The sequence below is a fragment of the Streptomyces sp. CB03234 genome (assembly GCF_001905885.1).
Taxonomy (GTDB): Bacteria; Actinomycetota; Actinomycetes; order Streptomycetales; family Streptomycetaceae; genus Streptomyces.
The window spans coordinates 474,340-494,872 of record NZ_LIYH01000004.1; the positions used below are offsets into that span (position 1 = coordinate 474,340).

Sequence of the window (20,533 nt, forward strand, 5' to 3'; positions counted from 1 at the left end):
ACGGCCCCGCCGCGCCGCCTCCCAGACTCCGGACATGCGCACCTACCGCGAACTCTTCCGCACCCCGGAGTTCACCCCCCTCTTCCTCGCCTGCGCCGCGCAGGTGGCCGCCCAGACCGTCAGCGGCCTCGCCCTGAGCACCCTGGTCCACCGGGCGACCGGCTCCGCGCTGCTGTCCGCGCTCGCCATGTTCGGTCCCGCCCTCGCCCAGGTCGTCGGCGCCACGACGCTGCTGTCGGCGGCCGACCGGCTGCCGCCGCGCGCCGCGATGACCGGCCTGGCCGTCCTGTTCGGCCTCGGCACCGCCGTACAGGCGATCCCCGGTCTGCCCGTGTGGGCGCTCTTCTCCGTCCTCGCGGTCCTCGGCGTGCTGGGGTCGCTGGGCGGCGGAGTGCGCTACGGGCTGCTGAACGAGATCGTCGCGAAGGACGGGTACCTGCTGGGCCGGTCTTTGCTCAACACGTCCGTGGGCGTCACGCAGATCTGCGGGTTCGGCGTCGGTGGCGTGCTCGTCACCACCGTGTCACCGCGCGGCACGCTCCTCACCGGCGCCGCGCTGTACGTGGCCGCCGCGGCCGTCGCCCGGTTCGGGCTCGCCCGCCGGCCGCCCCGCGCCGCCGGACGGGCCTCCGTCGCCACGACGTGGCGCGACAACGCCCGCCTGTGGTCCTCCCGCCCCCGCCGGTACGTCTACCTCGCCCTATGCGTGCCCAATGGGCTGATCGTCGGCTGCGAGTCGCTCTTCGTGCCGTACGCCCCCCAGGACGCCGGGCCGCTCTTCGCGTCCGCCGCCGCCGGGATGCTGGCCGGTGACATCCTGACCGGCAGGTTCTTGCCCACCCGGTGGCGCCGGAACCTCGCCGCCCCGCTGCTGGTGCTGCTCGCCGCCCCGTACGCGCTCCTCGCGCTCCGCCCGCCCCTGCCGGCGGCCATGGCGGCCGTCGCCCTCTCCGCGCTCGGCTACTCGGCGAGCCTGCTGCTCCAGGAGCGGCTGATGTGCCTGACGCCCAGTCGACTCAGCGGGCACGCCCTGGGGTTGCACACCTCCGGCATGCTCACCATGCAGGGCGTGGGCGCCGCCCTCGCGGGCACCGCCGCCGGACTCACGTCGCCGGCCACGGCGATGGCCGTCATGGCCACCGCCTCGGTGGGGGTCACCCTTGCCCTCTCCCCGGGGCTGCCACGCGGCGACCGGAAGCGTGCCGTCGCCCGCCCGCCCGCCGGGCGTCGGGCAGCCCACCGGCGTGTGCGCCGGTAGGTGCGCGGAGAGCGACTCCGAGCCCGCGCACCTCAGTTGATTGTATGACTAGCTTTTGTCGTGCTTTCGGACGACGGCGGCCCGGACATCCACTGGGAGGAAGCGACACCCTTCGGAGGAGGCCGCATGGTGGACGTCGAGCGACTGCTGGCCGACTGCCTTCAGGACGCGCGTACCGCATCCCTCGGTACCCTGCCGCTCGCCGCGGAGGGCGCCGCGTACGCCGCGGCTCGCCGCACGTTCCTGGCCGCCGGGCTGCGGGCGCTGCGCGACGACCTTCCGGAGACCGGCTGGGTCCAGCTCGGCCTGGCACCGTGGCCGGACGCCTGGCCCGACCTGTACCGGCGGCTCGCCGAGACCGCCCAGGAACTCACCGGCTGCGGCTGGGCCGACGACTTCTTCTTCATGCACAAGCCGCCCGGTCTGCGCATCCGGTTCCACGCCCCCCGGCCGGCGGGCGTGGCCGCCCTGCGCGCCGAACTCCTCCGCCGCTTCGACCGCCAGGACGGCGCCTGGACGAGCCCCACGGAAGGCGTGTACGAGCCGGAGACCTACCTGTTCGGCGGCCCGCGCGCCATGCCCCTGGTGCACGCCCTGTTCACCGCCGACTCGCTGGCGTGGCTGGACCACCATGCCGCACGCGGCAAGGAAGCCCCCGCGGACTGGCGGGTGTCGCTCACGCTGCTGCGCGCGGTCCTGGACGGCCTGGGCGTCGTGGGCTGGGAGCACCGGGGCGTCTGGCAGGTCGTACGGGAGGAGACCGGGCGCCGTCTCGTGGACGGCCTGCACGATGCGTCCCGGCAGCGGGCGGCCGCCGGTATCCGCGCGTACTGGAACCTGCCCTTCGAGGAGCAGCTCGACGCCCTTCCGGAGGCCTGGCGCGCCGGTGTGCGCGACCACCAGGAGGCTGTCCGGCGGGCCGCGTCCCGCTGGCGCACCGACTACTTCGAGGCGGGCGACGCACTCGTCGGTCCGCGCCGGGCCGCCGCCCACTACGCCATCTTCCACTGGAACCGGGGCAGGTTCTCCGCGGCCCGGCAGAGCCTGCTGACCGAGGCGCTGGCCTCCGACGGCCACGGCCACGGCGACCGTGACGAAGGGGCCTGCTGACGTGGGGGAGAACCGGATCCAGGGCGCGGAGGAGGGCGCGGGCGGTACGGCACTGCTGCGGATCGCGGGCATGCCGTGCGCGGCCTGGACCTCCGCTGCCGACCCCGCCCTGTTCGACCGGGTCGCGCGCCACGCCCGCGCCGGTGAACAGCGGGCCGCCCGCGCCCGGGAACTGGCCGAGCGGCTCGGAGAGAGCGTCGTGCCGCACCCGGACCTGGCCGACACCGACCGCGGAGCCGTACTGGCGCTGCGCAGGCGCCTGCACGCCGGCAACGCCCCGCAAGCGGCGGACCTCGGCCTCCTGGACCGCCTCCCGCGGCATGCCGTCGCGGCCGAGGTGACCGGCCAGGCCCGGGCGCTGGCGTACGAGGCCGAGCAGGCCCACACCGAACGGGCCGAGCTGGAACGGGCGGTGGCCGACGGTCAGGAACGGGCCGCCGCACGGGCCTGGGACCTCACCCGCGCCCACCCCGTCCTGCGGGACATCCTGGAGGGCGCGGCCCCCGGCCTCCTCGCGGACGTCGAACGGCGCCTGGCGGCCGGCGAGTCGTGGGGAGGCAAGCGGCTGCGCAAGCGCGCCGCGTACATCTGGCGCGTCCTGGGCCGCGCGGCGGCCAAGACCACCCCCAGGGGCTGGGCCGGCCAGCTCGCCACCGCCCCGGTCCGTACGCAGGCGCCCGGCACCCTGCTGATCACCCCCGGCAGCACGCTCGGCGCCCTCGCCGCCACCGGCACCGAGAACGTCCACCTCGTCCGCTCCCGGCCACCCGGACCGCCCGACCTGCGCACCGCCGACGCCGGCACCCTGCTTGCGCCCGCGCCCCTGCACTTCACGGAGCCGTCCTCCGTACGTGCCTACGTCGTCGACCCGCGCCAACCCGGCCGGCTGCGCCACGTCGTCCTGCGCCGCACCCGCGCCCTGGACACCGTACTGAGCCTGCTCGCCGACGGGCCGTGCCCGCTCGGCGAACTGGAGAAGACCCTGCTGGGCGCGGCGGCGGGCGCGGGCACCGTCCACGGCGGCACCAAAGACCCGTCCACCAAAGCCCCCGACCCTGCCGTCCTGCGCGGCTTCCTCCAGCACCTGCACACCATGGGCGTCCTCCAGGTCTGCACCGCGCCCCGGCTCCGCCACAGCACCTGGACACCGCCCGAGGAGGTCACGGCGCACGGCACCCTGCCACGGCCGCTCGCCGCCACGGACGGAGACCCGGCCGGCTGGTTCCTCGACTCGTACCGCGCCCCGGCCGCCCCCGTACCCGCCGCGGCCGCCGAGCGCGTACGGCGCGGGCTGCGCGCCGCGGCCCGGATCGCCGCCCTGCGCGACGCCGGCACCACCACCGCACAGGAGGCGCCCGAACTCGCCGCGATCACCGAACAGCCGCGTCCCGTCAGCGAGATCCTCGCCGCCCTGCTCCCCACCGCCACCGGCGGCCCGCCTCCCACCACGGCGGTGCGGCGCCGGTACGGGGGCTGGCCGGAGCCCACCGCCCCCGAATCCGGCTACGCCCGGCTGCTGGCCCACCTCGCCGCCCACACCGGGCCTGGACCGGCCGACGTGGACGACGCGCTCCTGGACGCCCTCGGCGCCCCGCCGGCCGACGACGCCCTGCCGCCCTGGCCCCTGGACTGCCTGCTGCGCCCGCTGCCCGGTGAGGGCTCCGGCCCCGTCGCCGTGCTGGAGACCGCCTCCGCCGCGGGCGTGCTCGACGCCCGGTTCGCCGACGGCCTGCGCGCCCTGTACGGCGGACACGGCAACGCCGACGCCCACCGCGCCTTCCTCGCCGCCGTCGAACGGCACACCGGCGTACGGTTCGTCGAACTGCTCGTCCCGCCGCTCGGCGAGCGCGCCGCCAACGCCGTACGCCGCCCGGTGACCACCGGCTGGTGGACCGGCGACCCCGACCCCACTCCGTACTACGGCCCCCGCGGCACAGGCGCGCGCTACCTTCCGCTGGACCGGATCACCGTGCGCCGCAGCGGCCGCCGCATCGTCGCCGAGGCCGACGGCCACCGCGTCATCCCCGTCCACCACGCCACCCGCACCCCCGCCCCGCCCTATGACCGGCTGCTACGGGTACTGCTCGCCGCCGGTCACCCCGCCGGCTCGTACCTCCTGCGCCTGGACGGCCTGGACGGCGCCCTGCCCGCACACACCCGGCTGCCCCGGCTGACCGCCGGCGGCGAACTGGTCCTCGCCCCGGCCACCTGGCGGCTGGACCGCGCCCGGCTGTGGCGGCCCGGCGACGACGCCCTGCACAAGGTCCGCGCCCTCGCGCTCCTGCAGCGCGCGCACGGACTGCCCCGCCACGCCTTCCTCCGTACGGCCGCCGGAGCCAAACCCGTGCCCGTGGATCTCGACTCGCTGACCGCCCTGCAGGTCATCGACCGGCTGTGCGCCCAGCAGCCCGGCACCGGACTGCTCGTCGAGGAGATGCTCCCTGCCCCCGGCGACCTGCCGCTGCGCGACCCGCTCCACGGCGGCGCGGCCATCGCCGCCCAGATGCTGCTGAGACTTCCGTACGACACCGGTGTCCGCGCCATCGAGCAGCTCGCCGAGGCCGCCGCCGACGCCCTGCGGCGCGGCGCCCCCCAAGACGTCCCCGACGGTCCGCCCGCAGCCGGCGGCCGGAGCGTCGGGGCGGCCATCGCCCACTAGCGCGAGAAGGGAACCAACCATGCCCGGAACCATGGAACTCACCGACCTCGACACCCTCATCGACGAGCTCGACGAGCGCATCACCGACAGCGAGCTCCCCGCCGAGCAGGCGTACACCGCGGGATGCAGTGGCGTGTGCACCATCGTCATCTGCACCGCCATCGTCTGCTGACCGCACAGGAGCCGCCCGGCGCGTCCGGGCGGCTCCGCCCACCCCGGCCCGCGACGTACGAGGAGCCCGATGGACACCCCGCACGACCCGGTCGTCGACCTCTCCCTCGCGCACCTGGAGAAGTGGACGGCGCAACCCCACGAAACACCGGCTCCGTCCGACCCCGGTATCCCCGTCCTCGCCCACCTCGTCGCCGCGACCGGCGGCCCCGAGGCCACCGCCACGGCGGCCCGCGCGGTCGCCGTCTGGGCCAGGACGGCAGGGCGCGGACCCGGCCACCCGGGCCTGTACGACGGTGGCCTGGCCGGCACCCTCGTCGGCCTGCGGCTGGGCGCCCGGCTCCATCCGGCGCTGCACCGGGCGGCCGACCGGCTGCGCGACCACCTGACCGGCGAGGCCGTCGCCACGGTCTGGCGGACCGCGGACGTCGCCTTCCCCGACTACGACCTCATCACCGGGCCCGCCGGCATCCTGCTGGCCCTGTGCGCCGGAGCGGATCCGAAGGCGCCCGAACTCCACCGGCCCGCCCACCACTTGACGGCCCTCTGCGACCACGCCGACCTGTGGCGCCTCCGCACCGGGCAGTACGCGGACCACCCCCACCTGTCCTGGACGCAAGGCCGCGTCAACACCGGCGTGGGCCACGGCGTCGCCGGCGTCGTCACCGCACTGACCGCGGCTCTGCGCTACACCGGCGACCCGGGGGCGGCACAGGCGCTGCGGCACGCCACCCGCTGGCTGGCCACCCGGTCCTACGTCGACGAGCGCGGTGTCCGCACCTGGCCGGGCGCCGGGCTCGACGGCCCGCCCCCGGCCGGCGCCAACCCCCGCCAGGCGTGGTGCTACGGAACGCCGGGCGTCGCCTGGGCGCTGTGGGACGCGGCCGACGCGCTGGGCGACCGGGAGGCGGCCGACTGGGCGCTCACGGCGTTCGGCACGCTCGCCGAGCGGTACGACGAGGGCTTCCACCTGTTCGGCGACGGCCCGGCCGACCTCCTCGGGCTGTGCCACGGGGCGGCGGGCGTACTGGCCGTGGCCGACGCCTTCGACCGCCACGCCCACCTGCCCGCCGCGGCCGCCCTCGGCTCCCGTCTCACCGCGCACCTGCGGGCCCGGCTCCCCGAGGCGCTCGGTACGCCGTGGCCGCCCGGGCTCCTGACCGGCGCCCCGGGCGCGCTGAGCGCACTCCTCACCGCCCGGGGTGCCCCGCGCGACTGGCTGCCCTGCCTCGGTCTGCGCTGACGGCGGACATCCCGGGCACCCCGCCGACGACCCGCCCAAACCCACTCGTTAGGGTGAACGGCCATGAGCGTAAAGGGTTTTGAGGGTTACCTGGCCCGCCTGGGCGTCACCGACCCCGGCGCGCCCTCCGCCGAGGCGCTGAGCGCGCTGCAGCGGGCGCATCTGGAACGCGTTCCGTACGAGAACATCGACATCCAGCTCGGCAGGCCGCCCGGCATCGAACCGGAGCTGTCCGTACGCCGGTTCGCCGCCGGGCAGGGCGGTTACTGCTTCCACCTGAACGGCGGCTTCGCCGCGCTGCTGGAGGCCCTCGGCTACGACGTGACCCGCCATGTCGGGGGCGTCCACCAGGAGCCCGAGGGGCGCGGCGCCAACGGCAACCACCTGGCGCTGACCGTCCGCGTCGACGGCGAGGCCTGGTTCGTCGACACGGGGCTCGGGGACGGGCCGTACGAACCGCTGCCGCTGCGCCCGGGCAGGTACCAGCAGGGCCCGTTCACGTACCGCATGGAGCCGTCGGTCACCGAGCCGGGCGGCTGGACGCTCCACAACGGCCCGCAGAGCGCGTTCCCGGTCATGGAGTTCGCCGCCCGGCCCGTCACCATGGCCGACTTCGCCGACGAGCACCTGCGGCTGTCCACCGCGCCGGACTCGCCGTTCCTGACGACGTTCGCCGCCCTGCGCCGCGACGCCAAGGGCCTGGACCTGCTGCGGGGCCGCGTCCTCACCCGCATCGACACGGCCGGGCGCACCGAGCGGCCGCTGGACACGGCGGGGGAGTGGTACGCCGCGCTCGCGGACGTCTTCGGCCGGAACCTGGACGGCCTCGACGCCGACGACCGGTCCGCCCTGTGGGAGCGGGTGACGCGCGCCCACGAGGAGTGGCTGGCCGCGCGGGCGACGCCGTAGCCGTAATCAGCCGGTGGCGTGGGCGGCCTCCGCGAGGTCCGCGACCAGGCGCGCGGCGTCGGCCCGGAACACCGCCGAGCCGGCCGCCGCGCGCTCCTCCCGCGCCGGGCCGGGCCCGGCCAGTTCGCCGACCGCCGCCAGCAGTGCGGGGAGGCCGGAGGCGTACACGGTCAGGCCCTCCGCCGCCATCTCCCGCACCCCCACGGCGCCGTGCCCGGCGATGGGCCGGTGGCCGACGACCGGGAGCCCGGCGGCGAGGGCCTGCACCGCCGTCTGGCCCGCCGCGTTGTCGATCAGGGCCCGCGCCGACGCCATCAGCCCCGGCATGTCGTCCGTCCAGCCGAGCGCCCGGACGCCCGGCAGCCGGGAGGCGCGCCGGCGCAGCCGCTCGTCACGCCCGCACAGCAGCACCGGGAGGAAACCGTGCCGGGCGAGCGCCCCGGCGGTGTGCAGCAGCCCGGGGCCCACGCCCCACGCCCCGCCGGACAGCAGCACCACCGGCCGACCGTCCGCGTCCGCGTCCCCCGCCCCGCCGGCGCCCCGCTCCTGCCGCCCGGCCGTGCTCGTGCTCCGCGTGCCGCTCCCGTCCGGCTGCCCGGGCCCCGGCGCCCCGGCTTCCCGCGCCCCGGCTTCCGGCGCCCCGGCTTCCCGCGCCTCGGCTTCCCGCGCCCCGGCCGCCGGCGCCCCGGCTTTCCGCGCCCCGGCTTCCCGCGCCCCGGCCGCCGGCGCCCCGGCTTCCGGCGCCCGGGGCCCCGCCCCCGCTTCGTGGAACTCGGGCGGCACGACCGGCCCAGTGGCGATTGCCGTCCGCCCCGTGCCCTCCCGGGCCGCCCGGGCGGCGGTCTCCGTGACGCACAGGTACAGGTCGTTGCCCGGGTCCAGCCAGGCGCGGTGCACGGCGAAGTCGGTGACGAACACCGCGCACGGCACCCGCAGCACGCCCCGGCCGCGCATCCGGCCGGTGATCTGGCCCGCCAGGTGGAACGTGGAGACGATCACGTCCGGCCGCCACCGCGCCACGAGCGCGCCCAGCCGCCGCTCGGCCAGCGCGGCCATCGGCGAGACGTCCAGCCCCCGGCGGGGACGCCCCCCGCGCGAACGCGGCCGGGGCGCCAGGAACAGCGCGTAGATCGCCGCGTACACCGGCGGCAGGCGTCGCACCACGAACCGGTAGAAGCCGCGCATCGCCGGTCCCGTGCCGGGCGGCAGCAGCGTCAGCACGTCCCGTACGAGGACCTCGTGGCCGTCCGCGCGCAGCCGGCGTGCCAGTTCGCGGGCCACCGTGTCGTGGCCCGCGCCCATGCTCGCGCTGAGGACCAGGCATCGCCGCCCCATGTGGTGCCCTCCGTTTCCGTGCCGTTCCATCCTGTTCCGTCCGGGCGTCCGGCGCGGCCCGAGGGGTGGCCGACGGCGGCCGAATCGGACTGTTCGGGTGGATCGGAGGGCGCGGTGGCGGGTGGCGAGAGGCGAACCGGCGGGAAACCGGGAGGCTGGAAGGGCACGGTCGACGACAGTCCGGAGGATCCACCATGCCCCCTACGCCCCGTCGCGAGGCCGCACCAGGAAGGGCACGGTCCACGGGCGGCGAACCCGTCGCGCGGCCGGTCGTGCTCGTCACGGGCGCGTCCTCCGGGATCGGCGAGGCGATCGCCGACCGGTTCGCCGACGACGGCCGCTGCCGGCTGCTGCTCGGCGGGCGCGACGAGGAGCGGCTCGCGGCGGTGGCGCGGCGGACGGGCGGTGGCGCGCTGCGGGCGGACCTGGCCGAGCGGGCGGGGGTGGAGCGGCTGGCGGCCGAGGCGCTGGAGCGCGAGGGCCGGGTCGACGTCCTGGTGGCGGCGGCGGGCATCGGCTGGGCGGGGCCGTTCACCCGGATGCCCGCCGACGCCGTCGACCGGCTGATCGCGGTCAACCTCACCTCGGTCGTGCACCTGGTGCGGCTGCTGCTGCCGCCGATGGCGGAGCGGGGCGCGGGGCACCTGGTGATGATCGGTTCCATGGCGGGGCGCGTCGGGGTGGCCAATGAGGCGGTCTACGCCACCACCAAGGGCGGCCTGCTGGCCTTCGCCGACAGCCTGCGCTACGAACTGGCCGGTACCCGCGTGGGGGTGACCGTCGTGCTGCCGGGGGCGGTGGACACCCCGTTCTTCACCACCCGGGGCGTCCCGTACCACCGTGACCATCCGCGCCCGGTGCCGGCCGAACGGGTGGCCGAGGTGGTGTGGCGCGCGGTCGCACGGGGCCGGGACGACGTGTTCGTACCGGGCTGGCTCGCGATGCCCGCCCGGATGCACGGAGCCGTCCCCGGCTTCTTCCGCGCCATGGCCAAGCGGTTCGGCTGAGTCCGGTGCTGGCGCTGTCGATCTGCCTCGCGCTGCTGGCCGCCCTCGGCAACGCCGGGGCGTCCGTGCTCCAGCGGCAGGGCGCGGCCGCCACCGGCCCCACCCCGGCCTCGGCACGGCGCGGCTCGTGGATGGCGGGACTGGTGCACAGGCGGGTGTGGGTGTGGGGCGCGGCGCTGCTGGCCGTGTCGGGCATCCTCCAGGCGCTGGCCCTGGCGACCGGGCCGCTGTCCGTGGTGCAGCCGGTGATGAGTACGGAACTGATGTTCACGCTGGTGGTCGGCGGCGTGGTGTTCCGGCGCCGCCCGGACACCCGCACCAAGTGGGCGTTCGCCGCCATGGCCCTGGGCCTGGCCGTGTTCCTGGCGATGGCCGACCCGACGGGCGGCCGGTCCACGGTGCCCGTGGCGGACTGGGTGTGGACGGCCCTGGGCGCGGGCGCCTTCGTGGCCTTCCTGGGCGTGGTCGCGCTGCGCCTGTCGCCGGCGCCCCGCGCCGCGGTGCTCGGCACGGCCACCGCGACCGGGTTCGCCTGCACGGCGGCGCTGCTCAAGGACGCGCTGGGGCGGCTCCCGGACGGCGTCGGCGCGGTGCTCACGACATGGCAGCCGTACGCCGCGGTGGGCGTGGGGCTGGCGAGCTTCGTGCTGCTCCAGGTGACGCTGCGGGCCGGCAGCCTGGTGGCGTCGCAGCCCGCGCTCACCCTGGGGGACGCCCTGCTGAGCGTGGTGCTGGGGGTGACGCTGTTCGCGGAACGGGTGCACCTGGGCTGGCGGGTGGTGTTCGAGGCGCTGGCGCTCGCGGTCCTGGTGGCCGGCTGTGTCCAGCTGGCCAGGTCCCCGCTCGTCACGGACGACCCCGAGCGCCCGGAGGAACGATGGTGAACTCCCTTCCGGCGGCCGCCCTGGGTGCCGTCGCCGCCTGGCACATCGGGCCCGCCGCGACCTGGCTGCCGGGCGTGCGCGCCGCGCTGTGGCCGGGCCTCGACGGGCGCGGCGATCCGTCGCACGTGGCGCTGACGTTCGACGACGGCCCGGACCCCGACAGCACGCCCGAGTTCCTGCGCGCCCTGGACGCCCTGTCCGTACGGGCCACGTTCTTCGTGCTGGGCAGCCGGCTGGCACGCCGCCCCGCCCTGGGTCGGCTGATCGCGGCGGAGGGCCACGAACTGGCCGTCCACGGCTGGCAGCACGACCGGCCCTGGTGCCCCCGTCCGCTGCGGGACACCCGGGACCTGGCGCGCACGGCGGACCTGGTCGCCGACGCGGCCGGGCGTCGGCCGCTGTGGTACCGCCCCGCGTACGGCATCCTCACCGGCGGCCGGTGGACCGCCGCCCGCGCCGCCGGGCTGCGCACGGTGCTGTGGTCGGCCTGGGGCCGCGACTGGACGGCCGGGGCGACGGCGCGGAGCGTGCACGCCGAAGTGACGAGGACACTGCGGGGCGGCGGGACGGTGCTGCTGCACGACTCCGACGTGGTGAGCGCACCCGGGGCGTGGCGGGCCGCGCTGGGCGCGCTGCCGGGGCTCGTCGCGGAGTGCCGGTCCCGCGGTCTGGAGGTCGGGCCGCTCAGGGACCATGACGTGATCGAATAGCTCATACATTCGATTTGCTCGTACGCTGAAGGCATGGCAGCACACCTGCAGGGCTCGCTCTTCGACCAGACCGACGAAATCCGTCTCGGGCCGCTGACCGGCGTCCGGCGGACCGCGCTCGGCGACGGCGCGTGGATCGACCTGCTCCCCGGCTGGCTGCACGGAGCCGACGCCCTGTTCGAGGAGCTGGCCGAGGGCGTGCCATGGCGGGCCGAGCGACGCCAGATGTACGACCACGAGGTCGCCGTACCCCGCCTCCTGGCCTTCTACGGCGCAGCGGACACCCTGCCGCACCCCGTGCTCGACGAGGCGCGCACCGCCCTGTCCGCGTACTACGCCGCCGAACTGGGGGAGCCGTTCACCACGGCGGGGCTCTGCTACTACCGGGACGGCCGGGACAGCGTCGCCTGGCACGGGGACCGGATCGGGCGCGGCTCACGCGAGGACACCATGGTCGCGATCCTGTCGGTCGGCGAGCCCCGCGACCTGGCGCTGCGCCCCCGAGGGGGCGGCCCGTCGAGGCGGGTGCCGCTCGGGCACGGCGACCTGATCGTGATGGGCGGCTCCTGTCAGCGCACCTGGGAGCACGCCATCCCCAAGACCACCAAGGGCGCCGGCCCCCGGATCAGCATCCAGTTCCGGCCCCGGGGCGTGGGCTGAGCGGCCCTGGTGGACGTGGTGCACGAGCTGGCTGCCCAGCTCGTACCGCGCCCCCACGATCGCCAGCCGGCGCGCCTCCACCCGGGCGGCGAGATCCGGTTCGGCGGCCAGCAGGGCGCGTACGTGGCGTACGTTCGCGGTGATCGTCGCGTCGATCCGTGCCGCCCCGGTGTGGCTCCGGTCGATGACGGGCCGGATCCGCTCGGCGATGTAGTCGATGTGGGCGGGCGGTTCCTCACCCGTCTCGTCCGCCTTCACCGCCGCCGCCACGGCCCCGCACGACTGGTGCCCCAGCACCACGACGAGCGGTATGCCCAGCTCCAGCACCCCGTACGCGATGCTCCCGAGAACCGCCTCGTCCAGCACCTCGCCCGCCGAGCGGACCGTCATCAGATCGCCCAGGCCCTGGTCGAATACCAGCTCGGGCGGGACGCGGGAGTCGACGCAGCCCAGGATCAGCGCGAAGGGATGCTGCCCGGCGACGGCCGCCGTCCGGTCCTCCACGCCCTCGTGCGGATGCGCCTGGTGCCGGGCGCGCCAGCGCTTGTTGCCGTGGACCAGCTCGCGCCACGCCTCCACCGGGGTACCGGGGCGCGCGGAGCCGGGGCGCGGTGCCGCGACGGCCGGCGCGGGGGCGAACCCGAGGGCGGCGGTGCCGCCGAGCGCCGCACGCAGCAGGGCGCGGCGGCCGCGCGGGGAGGGCAGGGCTGCCGGTCCGTCACCTGGATGCCATGTCACGCCCCGAAACGTACGTCCGACTGCTCGCCGGGTGTTCGAGTTTGACCTCTGTTGGCCCGCCCATGGCCGACGTATGGACACGCTTTGGGCGAACGATGGATTCCTCCGCCGGAGCCCCCCCCGCCCCGCACGCGCCCCGTGGTCGTCCGGCGACCGGCGGTCACTCATGGTCGCCATGGGGCGTGCGGTGTTAGAAAGGGGAACGTGGTCCACTTCTTCGACCGATTCCGTGGTGCCTCGGTTCGGTCACTGGCCGACAGGCGCCCACGGAGCGTCGCGGGACAGGTCTTCGTCCTGCAGGTGGCGCTGGTCGTGCTGCTGGTGCTCGGCGCGGTCCTGGCCCTGCTCCTCCAGTCGCGCGGCGACAGCGACCGGGAAGCCCGCAACCGCTCCATCGCCGTCGCCGAATCCTTCGCCCACTCCCCGGGCCTGGAGAACGTACTGAAGACCCATCCCGACCCGTCGAGCGTGCTCCAGCCGCTCACCGAAACGGCCCGCGCGAGGGCCGGGGTCGACTTCATCGTCGTGATGGACACCCGCGGCATCCGCTACACCCACCCCCAGCCCGAGCGGATCGGCGGACGGTTCGTCGGCACCATCGAGCCGTCCCTGGCCGGCCGCGTCCACACCGAGAGCGTCGACGGCCCGCTCGGCGAGGAGGTCCAGGCCATCGTGCCCGTGCGGGGCTCCGACGGGACGGTCATCGGCCTGGTCTCCGCCGGACTGGAGGTCAGGAACGTCACCGGCGTCGTCAACCGGCAACTGCCCGTCATCCTCGCCACCGCCGCCGCCGGCCTCGCCGTGGCCACCGCCGGATCGGCCCTGGTGGCCCGCCGGCTGCGCCGCCAGACCCACGGGCTCGGCCCCGCCGAGATGACCCGGGTGTACGAACACCACGACGCCGTCCTGCACTCCGTACGCGAGGGCGTCGTCATCGTCGGCGGCGACGGCAGGCTCCTGCTCGCCAACGACGAGGCCGAACGGCTGCTCCAGCTGCCCCCCGACGCCGAGGGCCGCACCGTCAAGGACCTGCCGGGACTCGACCGCGGCATGGCCGAGCTGCTCTGCTCCGGCCGCGTCGCCACCGACGAGGTCGTCCCGGCCGGCGACCGGCTGCTCGCCGTCAACCAGCGCCACACCGACCGGCACGGCGGCCCCGCCGGGACCGTCGCCACCATCCGCGACACCACCGAGCTGCGCTCCCTCACCGGCCGCGCCGAGGGCGCCCGCAGGCGGCTCAACCTGCTGTACGACGCCGGCGTCGGCATCGGCACCACGCTCGACGTCGTCCGCACCGCCGAGGAACTCGCCGAGGTCACCGTCCAGCGCTTCGCCGACTTCGTCACCGTCGACCTCGCCGACCCCGTCCTGCGCGGCGAGGAGCCCTCCGGCACGGCCGCCGACATGCGCCGCACCGCCGTCGCCGGCATCCGCGACGACCACCCCCTCTACCCGCGCGGCAAGATGATCGGCTTCGTCCCCTCCACGCCCCAGGCACGCGGCTACGGCAGCGGCCGCGCGGAACTGGTACCCGACCTGTCCAAGGCGCCCGGCTGGCAGGCCCAGGACCCCGAGCGGGCGGCCCGGATCGTCCAGTACGGCATCCACTCCCTCATCGCCGTCCCCCTCAAGGCCCGGGGCGTCGTCCTCGGCGTCGCCAACTTCTGGCGCTCCGAGAAGCCCGAACCCTTCGAGGACGAGGACCTCGCCCTCGCCGAGGAACTCGTCGCCCGCGCCGCCGTCTGCATCGACAACGCCCGCCGCTACACCCGCGAACACGCCATGGCCGTCACCCTCCAGCGCAGCCTGCTGCCCCGCGCCCTGCCCGAGCAGAGCGCCCTGGAGGTGGCCCACCGCTACCTGCCCGCCCAGTCGGGCGTCGGCGGCGACTGGTTCGACGTCATCCCCCTGCCCGGCAGCCGCGTCGCCCTCGTCGTCGGCGACGTCGTCGGGCACGGGCTGCACGCCGCCGCCACCATGGGCCGGCTGCGTACCGCCGTACACAACTTCTCCACCCTCGACCTGCCCCCCGACGAACTCCTCGGCCGCCTCGACGACCTCGTCGGCCGCATCGACCAGGACGAGGACGAGGACGACACGGGCGCCGCCGGAATGACCGGCGCCACCTGCCTGTACGCGGTGTACGACCCCGTCTCCCGGCGCTGCTCCATGGCCCGCGCGGGACACCCGCTGCCCGCGCTGATCCACCCCGACGGGGACGTCGAGTTCCCCGACCTGCCGGCCGGACCACCGCTCGGCCTCGGCGGCATACCCTTCGAGACCGCCGAACTGGACCTGGCCGAGGGCAGCCAGATCGTCTTCTACACCGACGGGCTGATCGAGGACCGCACCCGCGACATCGACGTCGGCATCGAACTGCTCCGCAAGGCCCTGGGCCGCCCCGCCGCCACCCCCGAGGACCGCTGCCAACTGGTCCTCGACGAGCTCCTGCCCGCCCACCCCAAGGACGACGTGGCCCTCCTCGTCGCCCGCACCCGCGCGCTCGCCGGCGACCGCGTCGCCGACTGGGACGTGCCGTTCCACCCCGGCGCCGTCGGAGGCATACGCTCGGCCGCCGTGCGCAAGCTCACCGAGTGGGGCCTGGACGACCTGTCCTTCGCCGCCGAGCTGATCCTCAGCGAGCTCATCACCAACGCCATCCGCTACGGCGCCGCCCCCGTCCGCGTACGCCTGCTGTACGACCGCGGCCTGACCTGCGAGGTCGCCGACAACAACAGCACCTCACCCCACCTGCGGTACGCCGCCACCACCGACGAGGGCGGCCGCGGCCTCTTCCTCGTCGCCCAGCTGGCCGAACGCTGGGGAACGCGTTACACCGCCCACGGCAAGGTGATCTGGGCCGAACTCCCGCTCCCCGGCACCGGCTCGTCCTCCGGCGACGGCACCGGCACCCTGCCGTTCGACGTCTTCAACGCCGGCCTGATCTGAAAGGCGCCCATGTTCACCGCGCACGGCCCGACCCTCCGCGAACTCGCCGCCCAGGCCCTCTCCTCCACCCAGACCGGGTACGACCTGCTGGCCCCCAAGTTCCACCACACCCCCTACCGCACCTCCGACGGCGTGCTGGGCGCGGTCGCCGACGCCCTCCGCCCGCTCGGACCGTTCCGCGCGGGCCTCGACGTGTGCTGCGGCACCGGAGCCGGGGTGGGCGTGCTGCGCGAGCTGTGCCAGGAGAGTGTGACAGGCGTCGACTTCAGCGCCGGCATGCTCGACCAGGCCCGCGCCGCCCACGCGGACGCGAACGGCGGTGCCCCCGGCGTCCACTGGGTACGCGCCGACGCCCGCGCCCTGCCGTTCCGCTCCGCCTTCGACCTGGCCGTGAGCTTCGGCGCGTTCGGGCACTTCCTCCCCGAGGAGCGGCCCCGCCTGTTCGCCGGCGTGCACCGGGCCCTGCGACCCGGCGGCCGGTTCGTCTTCCCCATCCCCGCCCCGCCCCCGGTCGGCTCCCTGCCCTACTGGGAGCTGTGGGCGTTCGACGCGGCGATGCGGGTGCGCAACCTGCTGTGGCGACCGCGCTTCATCATGTACTACCGCACCCTCCGGCTCACCGACGTCGTCACGGAGCTGACCCGCACCGGGTTCACGGTGGACCTGACCCCGCTGGAGGAGTTCGGCCGGCGGCCCGACGGTTCGCCCCGGTGCCGGATGGTGACCGCGCTGCGCACCTGAGCCACCTGGGCGACGGCCGGTTGCGGGGCACCTGAACTGCCGGTCGAGTGGGAGACCGGTCCGCGATGCGCCGAATCCGGTACGGCGCGCGGACAACGGCACCGGCCGGATTCACCTCTTCGGTGTCGTACCAGTGGTTTCCCGAGAGGCAGTGAAGAAGACATGGCCGTCGGCGCATCGAGTGTCACCGTCCCACCGGACCCGGCAAAGCGCCCCGGGCCCGGGCGCGAGAAGGGCGGCGGTGACCCGCGCGGGTCACGGACGACACGTACGACCGCGTGGACGACGGGCCTGGCCCTGCTGCCCCTCGGCCTGCTCGCGGCCGCCTCCTACCTCGGCCGGTACGTCCGCCCGAGCGCCGACGAGTGGTGCTTCCTGCCCGTCGTACGCGACCAGGGCATCTGGGGTCTGGTCGGCAAGTTCTACGTCACCGACAACGGGCGGATCGCCAACGGGCTGCTCGTCGGGCTGTACGCCGAGTTCCCGGTCGCCGGGCACCAGTGGTACGCCGTGATCAGCGGCGTCCTGATGCTGGTGCTGCTGTGGGCCGTCACCGTGCACGCGCTGCGTGCCGCCGGACAGCGCGTGCCGCGCGGGGTGCCGCTGCTCATCGCGTCGATGATCACGGCGGTGTTCCTCTTCGCCACGCCCAACACGTACAAGACCTTCTACTGGCCGGCCGCCTCCGTCTCGCACACGCTCGCCCCTGTGCTCGCCTGCGCGGCCGCGATTCCGCTGCTCCGGGCCCGTGGCCGGAGGGGCCGGATCGCCGCCCTGGCCGTCGTGTTCACGGCGGGCGTCTTCATGGGCACGCTCTCCGAGGAGGCGTCGGTCGTCGCGCTGGTGGTGCTCGCCGTCGCCGTCCTGTGCGCCCGGCTGCTCTTCGCCGAGCGCGTCCGCCCCTACGTCCGCGGCTGGGCGCTCGCCGGCATGGCGGGTGTCGCCATCGGCACGATCGTGCTGATGACGTCCCCCGGCTCCCGCAACCGGCGGCAGCGGTACGACGCCGAGACCGTCTCCATGCTCGCCCCGGAATCGCTGATCGGCTCGCTGCGCGCCTACGTCCGCATCCTGGAGACCGTCTTCACGACCTGGCAGTACGTGGGCGCCGTCGCCGCCGGCGTGCTGCTGGGCCTGCTGGCGCGGCGCCGGACGGGACACCGGCCGGTGCTCATGCCGTGCCGCCCGCTGCTGCTGGCGGCGCTCGGCGCGCTGACCTTCCTCGCCTGCGGCTACCTGTGCACGGCCATCACGTACCCCGCGTTCGGCGAGCGGGTGGTGCGCACCGAGCGGACCTGGAACGACTGGCTGCTGGTGTACGTCCTGCTGCTCGTCGGCCTCGGCGCCCTGCTGGGCCGCGCACTGCGCCTTCGCGGGGGCGGGAGGACGGGCGTCGTGACGGCACTGGCCGCCGCGGTGTGCGCGGTGTCGGTCCTCGGCCTCGTCGTGCCCCTGTACCACTTGGGCCACGACATGAAGGTACGGGCGCAGAAGTGGGACCGCCAGGACCAGTGGCTGCGCGAGCAGGCGGCGAGCGGGGCCGAGGTCGCCCCGTACAAGCCGCTGTCGGTCGGCAGGATGCTGGAGCCGTTCGGCGACAACGGACGCAGGCCCTGGCCGGCCCGGTGCGTCGCCGACTACTACCACCTGGACCGGGTCACTTACGGGACCCGGCTTCCGTGACCTCGGCTTCCCGCGGCGGCCGTGGTCCCGGGCGACGGGTCGCGGCCGCCCCGGAGGTGATGGCCCAGCGGGCCAGCAGGAACGACAGCGGCGTGACGGCGACACCGGCGGCGATGGCCGCGAGGTTCTCGTCCATCCCCAGCCTGCTGACGGCGAGATGGAGCAGGATCCCGCTGCCCACGACATTGGCCGCGCCCGACAGGGGATAGCGGGCGAACGCCCGCCACGTCGGTCGGGTGCGGACGGTGATGTACGAATTGAGCAGGAACGAGCCCACCACGCTGACCGTGTACCCGATGACGTGGGCGGCGAGGTAGGGCAGCCAGATGTTGAGCGTGGCGTACACGCCGTAGTAGACGGCGGTGTTGACCAGGCCGATGACGGCGAAGGTGACGAACTGGCGGACGGCCGGCGCTTTCACGGCTTGGGCCTGGCTCGTCCCGCCGCCTCCAGGCGGATGTCGTCGTGGCGGACGGCCGCCGACCGGTCCGTCTCCCGCACCACGTAGTGCGGGCGGCGCTTCGCCTCGTGGTAGATCCGGCCCACGTACTCGCCGATGACGCCGAGCGTGGCGAGCTGGATGCCGCTGAGCGCGACGATGGCGGTGATGAGGGTCGCGTAGCCGGGGGTGTCGACGCCGTTGAGGACCGCGTTGGCGACGATCCACAGCGCGTAGACGAGCGCGGACAGGAACAGCCACAGTCCGGTGTGGATGGCCAGGCGCAGCGGCCGGCTGTTGAACGACAGCAGCCCGTCGATGCCGTAGTTGAGCAGCCGGCGGCCGCCCCACTTGGACCGGCCCGCGGCACGCTCGACGTTCTCGTAGGTGAAGCTGACGGTGTCGAACCCGATCCAGGAGAACAGGCCCTTGGAGAAGCGGTTGCTCTCGGGCAGGGAGAGCAGGGCGTCGACCGCGCGGCGCGACAGGAGCCGGAAGTCGCCCGCCCCGTCGATGACTTCGACGTCCATGAAGCGGCGGACGAGGCGGTAGTAGGCCCGGCTGAGCGCGGTCCGCACGGCGCCCTCGCCGGTGCGGGTCCGCTGGGCGATCACCTGGTCGTAGCCGTGCCGGTGCAGCTCCAGCATGCGGGGGAGCAGGTCCGGAGGGTGCTGGAGGTCGGCGTCCATGAGGACGACCACGCCGCCCCGGGACATGCGCATGCCGGCCAGCAGCGCGGACTCCTTGCCGAAGTTGCGGCTGAAGGAGGTGTAGCGCACCCGCCCGTCGGCTGCCGCGAGATCCCGCAGCCGGTCCACCGTCCGGTCACCGCTGCCGTCGTCGACGTAACACACCTCGAAGGTCACGCCGGTCGGTTCGAGGGCGTCGACCAGGGCGGTGTGAAAGGCGTCTATCACCTCGCTCTCGTCGAAGCACGGGACGACGACGGACATATGGACCATGGGCTGCTCACTCCATGCACTGGTGTGCGGTACGGCCGCCGGGAGTTCGGGGCCGCCGCTCAGGGAGGATGGCCATGGGGCCACCGGGGTTGCCTGCACAGGGCAACGGACTTCTCCCTGTCCAGCCAGTGGAGCGCGGTGGCGGGAGGTTCACAGCCCCACGCCGTCCACTCGGGTGAGCCCGTGACTGTGCGTGGGCACGCGTGCGTCCGCCCCGTCACCGGGATGCGGGACGGGGCGGACGGTGTGTGGCGTCGGTGAGGCGCGGACGGATCAGGACCCGCCCTTGCCGACCTCCTTGTTCACCGCGGCCGGCGAGTCGTACTGCTTCTCGGGGAGGGACTTCAGGGCCTCCATGACCTTCTTGTCGGCCTTGTGCTTCTGTGCTTGATCGACGATCTCCTTCTTGGATGCCGGGTATTCGACGCCGCCGAGGGCCTTCTGCATTTCGATCGGGTTCACAGCCATGGTCGAGGGGTACCCCGGCGCGGGAGCCCGATACCGGGACCAAAGTCCATGTCACGACAATGGAGCACAGGCACCTTTTCTCCCCACGCAGCGCGAATCCGTCACGGTTGCATCACAATGTCGTGTGAGGGCCGGAGAGTGCGGGCACATCCATGTGCGGGAGGGCGACCCGGTCCGGGGGCCGGCGCATCGCCCGGCCTCGGGGAGGCCGGCCTGGAGAAGGCATCGGCGTCCCTCTCTCCTTGCTTCGTGGCGTGGGAAAGGCAGGTACGTTCATGCTGTTGGCGCATCCCGCAGTGCTTCGCGAGCTCGTGGCCCGTTACGAATCCCTGTGCACCGCCTCCCAGGAGCTGGCCCTCGCGCCCGACCTGAAACGACGGCTCGACGATGTCACGTACACGCTGTGCGTGACCACTGGAACGCGGCAGCTGGACCAAGCGCTGGCCGCCGCACGCGCGAGGCTGGCCGCCACGGCGGCAGCCACCACGGCGGCAGCGGCACCGGCTACCGCCGGTACCGTCGGCTGACGCGGGAGGACTTTCGGCGGCCCCGGCCCAGGGGTTGACCGGGGCCGCCACGGGTGTCCGCGGGGAGTGCGGAGCGCCCG

The 20,533-nt window shown here is 74.9% G+C and carries 18 protein-coding genes and 1 pseudogene; 14 read left to right on the plus strand and 5 right to left on the minus strand.

Going from position 1 to position 20,533, the window contains the following annotated elements:
• The first annotated feature begins 34 nt into the window (after positions 1–34).
• The 6 genes from AMK26_RS19185 to AMK26_RS19205 all read left to right on the plus strand — a co-directional run bounded on the left by AMK26_RS19185 (position 35) and on the right by AMK26_RS19205 (position 7,350).
• Positions 35–1,258 carry an MFS transporter gene (locus AMK26_RS19185; RefSeq protein WP_073755905.1) on the plus strand — a complete coding sequence of 408 codons (1,224 nt, stop codon included), beginning with the start codon at positions 35–37 and terminating at the stop codon, positions 1,256–1,258.
• Positions 1,259–1,384: 126 nt separating this feature from the next.
• Positions 1,385–2,368 (plus strand): thiopeptide-type bacteriocin biosynthesis protein, encoded by a 984-nt coding sequence (locus tag AMK26_RS19190; protein WP_073755906.1) that lies wholly within the window; start codon positions 1,385–1,387, stop codon positions 2,366–2,368.
• 1 nt (position 2,369) lies between these two features.
• Positions 2,370–5,027 carry a lantibiotic dehydratase gene (locus AMK26_RS19195; protein ID WP_073755907.1) on the plus strand — a complete coding sequence of 886 codons (2,658 nt, stop codon included), beginning with the start codon at positions 2,370–2,372 and terminating at the stop codon, positions 5,025–5,027.
• 19 nt (positions 5,028–5,046) lie between these two features.
• Complete coding sequence (locus AMK26_RS37340) at positions 5,047–5,199, plus strand: hypothetical protein (protein ID WP_198944109.1); 153 nt, start codon at positions 5,047–5,049, stop codon at positions 5,197–5,199.
• A gap of 69 nt (positions 5,200–5,268) precedes the next feature.
• Positions 5,269–6,441, plus strand: a complete 1,173-nt coding sequence (locus tag AMK26_RS19200) for a lanthionine synthetase LanC family protein (RefSeq protein ID WP_073755908.1) — start codon at positions 5,269–5,271, stop codon at positions 6,439–6,441.
• A 63-nt stretch (positions 6,442–6,504) separates the two neighbouring features.
• Positions 6,505–7,350 carry an arylamine N-acetyltransferase family protein gene (locus AMK26_RS19205; protein ID WP_073755909.1) on the plus strand — a complete coding sequence of 282 codons (846 nt, stop codon included), beginning with the start codon at positions 6,505–6,507 and terminating at the stop codon, positions 7,348–7,350.
• A gap of 6 nt (positions 7,351–7,356) precedes the next feature.
• Here the strand turns inward: AMK26_RS19205 and AMK26_RS19210 are convergent, their stop codons facing one another.
• Positions 7,357–8,685 (minus strand): MGDG synthase family glycosyltransferase, encoded by a 1,329-nt coding sequence (locus AMK26_RS19210; RefSeq protein WP_073755910.1) that lies wholly within the window; start codon positions 8,683–8,685, stop codon positions 7,357–7,359.
• Positions 8,686–8,879: 194 nt separating this feature from the next.
• Here AMK26_RS19210 and AMK26_RS19215 point away from each other — a divergent pair, with 194 nt between their 5' ends.
• Genes AMK26_RS19215 through AMK26_RS19230 form a run of 4 tightly spaced genes read left to right on the plus strand, consistent with a single transcriptional unit; the run spans position 8,880 to position 11,946 of the window.
• Positions 8,880–9,692 carry an SDR family NAD(P)-dependent oxidoreductase gene (locus AMK26_RS19215; RefSeq protein ID WP_079277681.1) on the plus strand — a complete coding sequence of 271 codons (813 nt, stop codon included), beginning with the start codon at positions 8,880–8,882 and terminating at the stop codon, positions 9,690–9,692.
• Between the two features lie 5 nt (positions 9,693–9,697).
• A complete protein-coding gene (locus AMK26_RS36225; RefSeq protein ID WP_073755912.1) occupies positions 9,698–10,576 on the plus strand; it encodes a DMT family transporter in 879 nt (292 codons plus the stop codon).
• Entirely contained in the window at positions 10,570–11,286 is a 717-nt protein-coding gene (locus tag AMK26_RS19225; protein ID WP_073755913.1) for a polysaccharide deacetylase family protein, read from the plus strand. The genes AMK26_RS36225 and AMK26_RS19225 overlap by 7 nt, the downstream gene beginning before the upstream one ends.
• 33 nt (positions 11,287–11,319) lie before the next feature.
• Positions 11,320–11,946 carry an alpha-ketoglutarate-dependent dioxygenase AlkB family protein gene (locus AMK26_RS19230; RefSeq protein WP_073755914.1) on the plus strand — a complete coding sequence of 209 codons (627 nt, stop codon included), beginning with the start codon at positions 11,320–11,322 and terminating at the stop codon, positions 11,944–11,946.
• 12 nt (positions 11,947–11,958) lie between these two features.
• On the opposite strand, the pseudogene AMK26_RS19235 reads toward AMK26_RS19230, so the two are convergent.
• Positions 11,959–12,684 (minus strand): annotated as a pseudogene (locus AMK26_RS19235) (carbonic anhydrase); the annotation flags it as partial.
• Between the two features lie 204 nt (positions 12,685–12,888).
• Between AMK26_RS19235 and AMK26_RS19240 the strand changes: the two are divergent.
• The 3 genes from AMK26_RS19240 (at position 12,889) to AMK26_RS19250 (ending at position 18,057) form a co-directional block, all read left to right on the plus strand.
• Positions 12,889–15,633: a SpoIIE family protein phosphatase/ATP-binding protein gene (locus tag AMK26_RS19240; protein WP_241837968.1), complete on the plus strand. Its 2,745-nt coding sequence runs from the start codon at positions 12,889–12,891 to the stop codon at positions 15,631–15,633.
• 9 nt (positions 15,634–15,642) lie between these two features.
• The gene (locus AMK26_RS19245; RefSeq protein WP_073755916.1) at positions 15,643–16,374 is read left to right on the plus strand and encodes a class I SAM-dependent methyltransferase; all 732 of its coding nucleotides are present in this window, start codon (positions 15,643–15,645) and stop codon (positions 16,372–16,374) included.
• 162 nt (positions 16,375–16,536) lie between these two features.
• Entirely contained in the window at positions 16,537–18,057 is a 1,521-nt protein-coding gene (locus tag AMK26_RS19250) for a DUF6056 family protein (protein WP_073755917.1), read from the plus strand.
• Here the strand turns inward: AMK26_RS19250 and AMK26_RS19255 are convergent.
• The 3 genes from AMK26_RS19255 to AMK26_RS19265 all read right to left on the minus strand — a co-directional run bounded on the left by AMK26_RS19255 (position 18,032) and on the right by AMK26_RS19265 (position 19,926).
• Positions 18,032–18,478 (minus strand): GtrA family protein, encoded by a 447-nt coding sequence (locus AMK26_RS19255; RefSeq protein ID WP_073755918.1) that lies wholly within the window; start codon positions 18,476–18,478, stop codon positions 18,032–18,034. The two genes, AMK26_RS19250 and AMK26_RS19255, sit on opposite strands and share 26 nt — an antisense overlap.
• Positions 18,475–19,458 (minus strand): glycosyltransferase family 2 protein, encoded by a 984-nt coding sequence (locus tag AMK26_RS19260; protein WP_073755919.1) that lies wholly within the window; start codon positions 19,456–19,458, stop codon positions 18,475–18,477. The genes AMK26_RS19255 and AMK26_RS19260 overlap by 4 nt, the downstream gene beginning before the upstream one ends.
• A gap of 273 nt (positions 19,459–19,731) precedes the next feature.
• Positions 19,732–19,926 (minus strand): DUF2795 domain-containing protein, encoded by a 195-nt coding sequence (locus AMK26_RS19265; protein WP_073755920.1) that lies wholly within the window; start codon positions 19,924–19,926, stop codon positions 19,732–19,734.
• A gap of 275 nt (positions 19,927–20,201) precedes the next feature.
• Between AMK26_RS19265 and AMK26_RS19270 the strand changes: the two genes are divergently transcribed.
• Positions 20,202–20,453 carry a DUF5133 domain-containing protein gene (locus tag AMK26_RS19270; protein ID WP_073755921.1) on the plus strand — a complete coding sequence of 84 codons (252 nt, stop codon included), beginning with the start codon at positions 20,202–20,204 and terminating at the stop codon, positions 20,451–20,453.
• Positions 20,454–20,533: the final 80 nt, after the last annotated feature.